Annotated in this window: 9 protein-coding genes; all 9 read left to right on the top strand. The window is 66.4% G+C overall.

Annotated elements, in window-relative coordinates; translation table 11 throughout:
* Positions 1-36 precede the first annotated feature (36 nt).
* Positions 37-726 carry a hypothetical protein gene (locus JSV65_03790; GenBank protein ID UCH35483.1) on the top strand — a complete coding sequence of 230 codons (690 nt, stop codon included), beginning with the start codon at positions 37-39 and terminating at the stop codon, positions 724-726.
* A gap of 107 nt (positions 727-833) precedes the next feature.
* The gene (locus tag JSV65_03785) at positions 834-2,531 is read left to right on the top strand and encodes an HD domain-containing protein (GenBank protein ID UCH35482.1); all 1,698 of its coding nucleotides are present in this window, start codon (positions 834-836) and stop codon (positions 2,529-2,531) included.
* 2 nt (positions 2,532-2,533) lie between these two features.
* Complete coding sequence (locus JSV65_03780; GenBank protein UCH35481.1) at positions 2,534-3,382, top strand: hypothetical protein; 849 nt, start codon at positions 2,534-2,536, stop codon at positions 3,380-3,382.
* 96 nt (positions 3,383-3,478) lie between these two features.
* Positions 3,479-3,730, top strand: coding sequence for a hypothetical protein (locus JSV65_03775; protein UCH35480.1), 252 nt, complete (start codon positions 3,479-3,481; stop codon positions 3,728-3,730).
* Complete coding sequence (locus JSV65_03770; GenBank protein ID UCH35479.1) at positions 3,727-5,040, top strand: nodulation protein NfeD; 1,314 nt, start codon at positions 3,727-3,729, stop codon at positions 5,038-5,040. Before JSV65_03775 ends, JSV65_03770 begins: the two co-directional genes overlap by 4 nt.
* 200 nt (positions 5,041-5,240) lie before the next feature.
* Complete coding sequence (locus JSV65_03765; protein UCH35478.1) at positions 5,241-6,047, top strand: slipin family protein; 807 nt, start codon at positions 5,241-5,243, stop codon at positions 6,045-6,047.
* 145 nt (positions 6,048-6,192) lie between these two features.
* Positions 6,193-6,933: a metallophosphoesterase gene (locus tag JSV65_03760; GenBank protein ID UCH35477.1), complete on the top strand. Its 741-nt coding sequence runs from the start codon at positions 6,193-6,195 to the stop codon at positions 6,931-6,933.
* 66 nt (positions 6,934-6,999) lie between these two features.
* The gene (locus tag JSV65_03755; GenBank protein ID UCH35476.1) at positions 7,000-7,149 is read left to right on the top strand and encodes a hypothetical protein; all 150 of its coding nucleotides are present in this window, start codon (positions 7,000-7,002) and stop codon (positions 7,147-7,149) included.
* A gap of 83 nt (positions 7,150-7,232) precedes the next feature.
* On the top strand, positions 7,233-8,619 hold a 1,387-nt coding region (locus JSV65_03750), incomplete at its 3' end, for a glycosyltransferase family 39 protein (GenBank protein UCH35475.1).

Genomic DNA, 8,619 nt, shown 5'->3' with positions numbered 1-8,619 from the left:
TTGACAGACCCCGATAGCGGGCCTATGATTTGAGCGATGCCGCGATTCGCGGGAGTGGTGGTGCCCGGTTATCCGTATCACGTGACACATCGCGGCAATCGCCGTGAGGACGTGTTCTTTACGCCTCAAGAAATGAGGGCAGTCACCTATTTGAGGAGCAAAGCGGGAAAGGATTCTAATGTGCCGCGCGTAATGCTCTTGCTCATACCTCTCGCCTTGTCTTTGCCCCTGGGAGATAGTGCAAGCGCGCCTAAGCTTGCTGAGGGGCACGCCAAGCTCGGCGTGTGGGTCTACCCGCAGGAGGTGGTCTTCCCCGCTAATGAGGCCTGGCGCGGCACAGTCACGGTTGGCGTGCGAAACCTGCGCGACTCAGGCGGAGCAGTCTTTGTACGCCGGCATCTCTGGGCCAGCGCTCCCGGTTTCGGTGCGCAAGGGCCATTTGCAGTTCGCGCCGAGGATTCGCAGGGAAGGCGTCTCGAATATACCGGTCCGCTTGCGAGACTTGCTGCCATCGGCGCGGATAGCTTCGTCGTTCTCGCGCCTCGCTACTGCTACGGCAATGAGATCTCCCTTGTGCCACTGTTTGAAGGGTTGAGATCCCCCGGCACCTATCGTCTGTGGTTCCGATACGTCAACACGGAATTGCCGGCCGCGCTGCCGCGCGACAGGGTGTTTGTTGGCGAAACCGCGGAACGGGTCTGCAGCGTACATGTGCAAGAGCCCTGAGGGCACGATCCGTGCGACGGCCCGCCAAGCCCGGCCCTCCCGCCTATTGACACGCCGCGCCTCGCGTTGTATCTTTTCATGGGTCGCATCGCGGATTGCGAGGCGCCATGAGAAGCAACAGTAGTCCGTTTTTCCACCGAGGCCCGGTCCTCGACCCCGCGTACTTCTTCGGGCGCGGCGAGGAGACTGCGGCCGTCCTGGGCCGCGCCGCCGCCATGGAAAGCTGCTTTCTCGTCGGCGGCGTCAAGCGCGGGAAGACCTCCGTCCTGCTCCACCTCCAGCGCGACGAAACACTGCGCCAACACGGCGTCAACCCCGGCTCCTTCTTGCGCCCATACCTCAGCCTGGAGGGACTGGCCGGCGCGAAACCCGAAGCCCTGTTCCACTCGCTGCTGCGTGAGGCGCTGCGCTGCCCGGGCAGCCCTGCCGTTCGCCGCGCCGAGGAACGCCTGTCGCCGATGGGCGAGTTGGGTCTCGCTGAATTGGAATCCGCCCTCGATGAACTCGATGCCGCGGGCGCGAAAGTCGCCTTCCTCGTGGACGAGTTTGAGACGGTCGCCGAGAACCCGGATCTGCGACACAGCTTCCTCTCCGCCGTGTGCAGCCTCGCGGCGCGCCCGAACTGCGCGTTCGTCATTGCAGGCGATTCGCCGCGGGATGAGTCCGTGCCCCCGGCGCAAGGCGAAACGGGATCCGTGAGCGATTTCTGCACGACGATTCGCCTCGGTCGGTTTACGCGCTCGGCGGTGAGGGATATGGCGAACGCCCTGAGCGATCGAGCGGGACGGGTGTGGGACGTCGACCCCGATCACATCATGGAATGGACCGGCGGCGAGCCGTACCTCGTGCAGCTCGCCTGCTCGGTGCTGTGGCAGCGATCCGGCGAAGGCGCACGCGCGCTGACCGACGCCGATTACGCGCACGCTTCCGCCGAGTTCGTCAACCAGAGTGAGGCGTTCTGCCACTGTGTCTGGCGGCGCCTGTCGGAACCCCAAAAGCACGCCGTGCTCAATGTCCTCGGCGGCACACCGGGAAGCAGCGAGGAGGAAGCGGCGGCGGTCGAGCTGATTCACGCCGACGTTCTCGTAGAGCGCAGCGGGGCGCTGATGGTGCCGTCCCGCGCTATGCGGGTATTCGCGAATGCGCGGCTGAAAGAGCGAGAGCAGGATTCGTTGGACTACCTGTTCGCCGCGCGCCTGGCGAACAATGGTGCGACGGAGGGCCGCCCTGCCACGGACAAACGGACGGTGTACGAGATCACGCGCGCGCTGGCCGAGGCGGCCGAGGCGCGTGATGAACTGACGCAGGGACACAGCGACGCAACCGCCCGTCTGGCGGCGGCGATCGGCGAGCGGATGGGCCTGTCGGCGGAAGAGATAGACGGCCTCCGTATCGCCGGGCAACTGCACGATATCGGCAAGATCGGCGTTGGCGACCACATCCTCCTGAAAGCCGACAAGCTGACCGACCGCGAGCGCGACCTCGTCAGGACGCACGTCCTGGTGAGCACGCACATCCTCGAGGCGCTCCATTTCCCGTGGGAGGTCAAGCCCGCGGTGCGTTTCCACCACGAACGCCTGGACGGCAGCGGCTATCCGAATGGCCTGGTGGGTGATGAGATCCCGCTGTCGGCGCGCGTGCTTGCCGTGGCGGACGTTTTCACTGCGATGACGGCGGCGCGCAGTCACCGCCCGGCCCATGGGCGCGAGGACGCAATTGCCGAGATCACGCGCAGCGCGGGCACGAAGTACGATCCGCAGGTGGTTGCCGCCTTCGTCAACGTCGCGGAGGCCGGCGGAGTCTAGGCATGGCGCTCCAGGCGGAGCACGTTCAAGCGACCCCGAGTGGACTGGAGTACAAGCCCCGCTATTCCGAGCGACCGCGCGCCCTGTCCTGGCGGATGCTGCGGTCCATTACCGCCGAGGTGGAACCCGCCTGGAGTGGCGCGGAGATCACCGTGAGCCTGGCTTTTGAGGGCGCCGGCGCAGAGGACGGCGACGTGCCGCTCGCCCGAGGGCAGCGGTTGGAGGTGTTCGGCAACCTTGGTGCAGCGCGGGCGATGATCGAGAGCGCGCAAGCGCATTCACCCGAGGCGCTGGTAGGCCCGCTGGCGCAGCTCGTCGTGGGTGTGCCCGAGCGGGAGGGCGGCGACGAGGCGTGGTACCGCAGCAAGCTGAAGGACTACGCCTTCGCGCCGGCGGCCGGGCTCGCCCTGGGCAAGCAGCACCTGGCGCGAGGACGACTGCTCGCGGCCGAGCGCGCGTTTGCGGGAGTCGTGCGGCGCGACCCCCGTGACGCCGCGGCGTGGCGGCTGCTGGGTCTGACGCGAACACTTGCGGGCCAAGGACGGAAGGCCGAGATCGCCGTCAATCACCTGCTCGGCCTTGGCGTACGTGACACCGAGGCGTATCTGCTGCATGACTTCGGCATGTACCGGCAGCGCCGCTTCGATCTCGCGGCGGAGGGTCTGGAACGCGTGCGCCGGGCGCAGTCCGGCGATCCCGCGATACGCAACATGCTGGCGTGCAGCTTGATTCAGCAGTGGCGCATCCCGGACGCGATGCGGGAACTGAATGTTCTCGCCTCCGACGCGCGCGAGGGATGGCGGCTCATGGCGCGGAAGTGCACTATGTGCGGCGCGGGGTACCGCGCGTAGCAGGAGCGCATCTCAGGAGATCGCTGGTTCCGGTGGAAAGAGCGTTGGAAGACGACCGGCGCGCGCATCGCGGGCCTGCTGTGGGTGCTGTTCTCGATGTTCCAGTACGTGATCACCCGCGCCGGCTGGGTGTGGCTGGTCGGGATTGCTGCGGTAGCGGTGCTCCTCTATCTCTTTGACCGGGGGCGCGCCCACCGCCACGCGCAGGACCAGCTCGCCGACGCGCAAGGACAAGCGCCGAATATGCCGTGCTGGTACGCCTCGTTCGTCTGGGGCGGGAAGCGGCCCCTCACGTCGCGGCGATCCATTATCGAGGAGATCGAGCGACGGTGGGGAGGAGAAGGATGAGACGCGCGACACGAGTACTGGGATTCGCGATGGCGGCGGCGGTTCTGCTGGCGGTGGCGGTTGCAGCGGCGCCGCGAGCCTTCGTCTATGTCCTCGAAGTGGACGGCGTGATTGACCCGCCGGTTGCGTCGTACGTCGAGCGCGGTATCGAGGCGGGGGAGGAGGACAAAGCGCAGGCCGTCATCGTCCGGCTCAACACCCCGGGCGGGCTCGACGACTCGATGCGCGATATCACCCAGGCCATGCTCAACGCGCAGGTGCCGGTGGTAGTATACGTCGCTCCGGTCGGGGCGCGCGCGGCGTCAGCCGGAGCCATCATCACGCTCGCCTCCCATGTCGCGGCGATGGCGCCGAGCACCAACATCGGCGCGGCCCACCCCGTCGCGATGGGCGGCGGCGAGATGACCGACGAGATGAGCAAGAAGGTGGAAAACGACGCGGCCAGCACCGCGCGCAGCATCGCCGAGCGCCGCGGCCGTAACGCGAAGTGGGCCGAGGATGCCGTGCGCGAGAGCATTTCCTCCACTGCGAAGGAAGCCCTTAAGGAGAAGGTCATCGACATCATCGCCGAGGATACGGAGGACTTGCTCAAGCAACTCGACGGTCGCAAGGTCAAGCTCCCGCGGCGTACGGTCACGCTGAAAACAGCCGACGCCGACGCCGAAGACCTGCCGATGACCTTCATCGAGCGCTTCCTTCACATCCTGAGCAATCCGAATCTGGCCTACATCTTTCTCATCATCGGCATGTACGGGATCATCTTCGAACTGCAGAACCCCGGCGCCATCTATCCCGGCGTCATCGGCGTCATCTGTCTCATCATGGGCTTCTACTCGCTGGCGGTGCTGCCCGTGAACCTCGCCGGTCTCGTGCTGTTGATCCTCGGCGTCGTTATGCTCATCGTCGACATCTGGGCGCCGTCGCATGGCGCGCTGACCTTCGGCGGCATTATCGCCTTCGCCGTCGGCTCGCTGATGCTCTACGGCGGGCGCTCCACGCCGTTCCTGCGGGTTTCGTGGCTCACGGTGATGATGATGACCGCGCTCACCGCTGGTTTCTTCCTGTTCGTCGCCGGCCTCGGCGTGCGGGCGCACTGGACCAAGATCACGACCGGAGTCGAGGGGCTCGTCGGCGCTCGTGGCAAGGCGCGCACGGCGCTCAGCCCGACGGGTTCGGTGTTTGTCGCGGGGGAGCTGTGGCGCGCTGTGGCCGAAGGCGACGAAACGATCGAAGCGGGGCAGGAGGTCGAAGTCGTCGCGATGGACGGCTTTACGCTGCGCGTGCGCCGCAGGGAGTCTGGGGAGATATAGGTCTGCGCAGATCATGCGCGAGCGCAGCGCCGAGCGGGCGGCGGCACTCTCGGAAGCCGTCCGTGTAGCCTGAAGCACTGGCAGGGGCGGCAGCGGCGGCGGGCGAACAGGTTGGGCGAGCAGAGGAGAATGGACGGCCTGGGCGCTGACTCGCACGACTGAGCACGCGCGCTTGAGCCGGTGCCATCGAGGAGGCTGGAATGGAACCAGCACTAGCAGGGGCGATTGCGGCGATCATTCTGGCGGTGATCGTGGCGGGGACATCAATCCGGATTCTCCGCGAGTGGGAGCGCGGCGTGACGCTGCGCCTCGGTCGCTTGATCGGAGAGAAGCGGCCGGGGATTCGCTGGCTGTGGCCGATCATAGACAAGATGATTCGCATTGATCTGCGCATCGTGACGATGGATGTGCAGAAGCAGGAGCTTATGACGCGCGACAACGTGCCGGTATCAGTGGACGCGGTCGTGTACTTCCGCGTGATGAATGCGAACGATGCCGTGGTGCGCGTCGAGAACTACGTCAAGGCCACGTCGCTCATCGCGCAAACCACGCTGCGCAGTATCCTGGGCCAGGCCGAACTCGACGAGCTGCTCGCCGAGCGCGACAAGATCAACTTGCGGCTGCAGCAGGTGATTGACGAGCAGACGGAGCCGTGGGGCATTAAGGTCACGGCGGTCGAGGTGCGCGACGTCGTGCTGCCCGAGGCGATGAAGCGCTCGATGGCCAATCAGGCCGAGACCGAACGCGCGCGGCGCGCCAAGGTCATCAATGCGGAAGGCGAATACCAGGCGGCGCAGCGCCTCGCCGAGGCGGCCAAGATCATGAGCGGTTACCCGATGGCGCTGCAACTGCGCTTCCTGCAAACGCTGTCGGACGTCGCCTCGGAGCACAACTCGACGACGATTTTCCCGGTGCCGATAGACCTCTTCACTCCGTTCATTCGCGGGCTGGCGCAGACGTCGCAGCCAGCTCCGCCGCCGCAGCCCAAGGAAGGGCCGGCGTCGTAGAGCGGTTCCCGAGGGCGGGCCTGCGGGCGGGACGGAGCGGCAGACGACCTCGCCTGCCGGACGCCGCCGCGCTGCCCCTCGCGGAAACGCCGCCGCGGCGCGCCACGGGCCGACGGAACGACTTCACGCGGACGGGCTCCCGTTCATGTCGTCAATCACGATCCTGCACACCAGCGACCTGCATAATCACCTCGGCGATACGGCAGCGGACTTCCTGCGCGGCGGCAAGCAATCGTCCCGGGACGTGCTGCTGCTCGATGCGGGGGACGCGATCCGCGCCGGCAACCTCGGTTGCACCCGCGCCGGCGAGCCCATCCTCCGGCGCATGTCGGAAATCGGCTATGATGCGATGGCGATGGGCAATCGCGAATCCCACCCGACGTTGCGCGTGCTCGAGCGCAAGCTCGCCGACGCGGCGTTCCCCGTCCTCGCGGCGAACATGATGGCGAAGCGCCTGCCCCTGCCGGAGCAGGTGAAGAGTCATATCATAAGGAAGTCATCCGACGGTTTACGGATCGCCGTCATGGGCCTTGCCCCCCAGGTGACGTCGCCGCAGTCCTGGTGGGCGCGAGTGACGGACTACGTCTGGGACGACCCGTTTAAGACCGCGGCCGGGCTGTCGCGGAAGCTGCGCCCTGATGTGGATCTGCTGATATGCCTGAGCCACCTCGGGGTGAAGCACGACGAAAAGCTGGCTGAGATCGAGCACATAGACCTGATCCTCGGCGGACATTCCCATGTGGCGATGTATCCGCCGCGCCGGATCGGCCACTGCTATCTCGCCCACGCGGGTCACCACGGCCGCTTCGTCGGGCGGTTGGAGGTGAACGTCGAGGCCGGCGCGGTGACGTCGGTTAGGGGTGAGATGTTGCCGCTGCCCGAGTAGAGACCGGCGGGTCAGGCGCCGGGCACGTGAGTCGGCGAGTGCTCGGTTGTGCGGGACGAGGCGGCAGTGGCGACAGTCCTGTTGGAGGCGGAAATGCGTTTCAGTGAATCATGGCTCGCGCACGCGCTGCTCGGGTTGTGGATCGCGGCGGTCGTGCTCCTGCACTATGGGCTGCTCGCCGACACGGTGCTCGGTTCGCTGCTGCAGCAACCCTAGCCGGGATCGCTCATGGCTTTGACGTGCAGCGTGCCAATCGCAATCCCGCGTGAAGCTGTCCCTCTCCGCGCCAGGAGGAGTGTTTGACCAGTTTGGCGATAGCCATGGGAGCCGCGACCATCGCGTGCGCGTTTGGCATGCGACTCCTGCGCCTGGACGCGGGCCTCACGTTCAACTCGTTCCTGGAGCGCGCAGTCTTCGGCGCTGCCATCGGGCTCGCCGCCACGGGCTATCTCATCCTCGCACTCGGCCTGGCGGGCGCGCTTTTCGCATGGTCCGTGCTCGTGCTCCTCGCCGCGCTGTGCGCGGTGTCGTGGCGAGATGTCGGACACCTCATCGCGGGTGTGGTGCGGGGCGTGCGGGGGTTCCTGTCTCAGCCCGTATCAGTCGGCGGCACGGCGGTCACCGGGTTTTTCCTGGCGATGGTGCTGCTTGCCATCCTCGGCGCGCTCGCGCCGTCCTCGACGAACGATTGGGATGGGTTGTCATACCACCTTGCGGTGCCCAAGCTGTACGTGCAGCAGCACGGCATCTGTTTCATCGGGTGGTTGAGTCACTCGAACTTCCCGTTCACGCTGGAAATGCTCTACACCGCCGGACTGGCGCTTGACGGCCAGGCGGCGGCGAAACTGTTTCACACCCTGTGCGGCGTGTTGGTCGTGCTGGCAATGCTCGCGTTCGGTGGCGCCTATTGGGAACGGCGCCACGGCGCGCTGGCGGCTGTTGTCTTCTTCGCCGCGCCGATCATTGCGTGGGAAGCGACCGTCGCGCTCAACGACATCGCGGCCGCGCTGCTCACGCTGCTGTCATTGTACGCGTTCATCAACTGGTGGTCGGGCCGCGGCGAGGCGTGGCTGTCGATCGCGGCAGTGCTGTGCGGGTTCGCGCTCGGGGTGAAGATGACCGCGTTCGGCCTGCTGGGATTCCTCGCTGTGGCGGCGTTCTACCATCGTGCCGTCAGCGAGTCCGCCGGGGCGAGCAGGGCGTTCGGAGCGGCGGCGAAACTCGTTCTCGTCGCGGTGGTGGTCGGCTCGCCGTGGTACCTCAAGTCGTGGCTGTGGGCGGGGAATCCGGTGTTCCCCTTCTTCTACGATTGGCTTGGCGGGAAGTACTGGACCGCGGAGGCGGCGCGCCTGTACCGCGCGGAGCAGCTCGGCTTTGGCATCGGGCGGTCGCCGCTGTCACTGCTGCTCGTGCCGTGGAATCTGACGATGTACGGGCACATGTTCTCCAACTTCCCGGAGCGTCCACTGGTGTACACCTCCATCGGCCCGTTGATCCTCGCGCTGGTGCCGGGGTTGCTCTTGTTCGGCAGGCTCGACAAGCGGGTCAAGTTCCTGCTCATCTACTCTGCCGTGGGCCTGGGCGTGTGGTTCGCGCTCAGCCAGCACATTCGCTACGCGATACCGGTCCTGCCCGCGCTGGCGCTGTGCGCCGGGTTCGCGGGGGGCGAGATACTCGGCAAGGGCC

It is taken from the genome of Armatimonadota bacterium (assembly GCA_020354555.1).
Taxonomy (GTDB): Bacteria; Armatimonadota; Hebobacteria.
The sequence above is the reverse complement of the archived record's forward strand: the minus strand, read 5'-3'. Positions and strand labels throughout refer to the sequence as shown.